Genomic DNA, 703 nt, shown 5'->3' on the forward strand with positions numbered 1-703 from the left:
ATCACTACCGTCCCGTCGCATGACGACGATTACCACGCGCACGGTCGAGTACCCGGCCGACGGTCTGACGATGATCGGGCACCTCGCGCTCCCGGCCGGTGCCGACCGCCGGCCCGCGGTGCTGCTCGGACCGGAGGGCACGGGGCTCAGCGATGTCGAGCGCCGCCGGGCCGATGCTCTCGCCGAGCTGGGATACGTAGCGCTGGCCTTCGACCTTCACGGCGGGCGCTATCTCGGTGACCCCGAGGAGATGCTGGCCCGTTGCATGCCGCTGCTCGCCGACCCCGACCGGATGCGGGGCATCGGCCATGCGGCGCTCGACGTGTTGCGCGCCGAACCGCGGACCGATCCCCACCGGATCGCCGCCGTCGGCTACGGCACCGGAGGCGCCGTCGGGCTGGAACTCGGCCGCGACGGCGTCAACCTGCGCGCGATCGGGACGGTCAACGCGCTGACCACGGGCCGACCGGGCGAGTCGGCGCGCATTCGCTGCCCGGTCTGGGCCGGGGTCGGCTCGGAAGACCCGATCATGCCGCCCGCGCAACGGGACGCGTTCACCGCTGAGATGCAGGCCGCGGGCGTCGACTGGCGCCTCACGGTCTACGGCGGCGCCTTGCACGCCTTCCACCACCCGCCGGTCGACCACCCCGTGCGCCCCGGCGTCGGCCACCACCCACGGCACGCGCAGCGAGCCTGGCACGAC

At 73.8% G+C, this 703-nt stretch carries 1 protein-coding gene; it reads left to right on the forward strand.

Annotation, left to right across the window (positions count from 1 at the left end; translation table 11 throughout):
* Positions 1–19 precede the first annotated feature (19 nt).
* The coding region (locus AC51EU_RS30820; protein WP_496270384.1) for a dienelactone hydrolase family protein at positions 20–703 on the forward strand (684 nt) is incomplete at its 3' end.

Source organism: Candidatus Streptomyces philanthi (assembly GCF_059553635.1).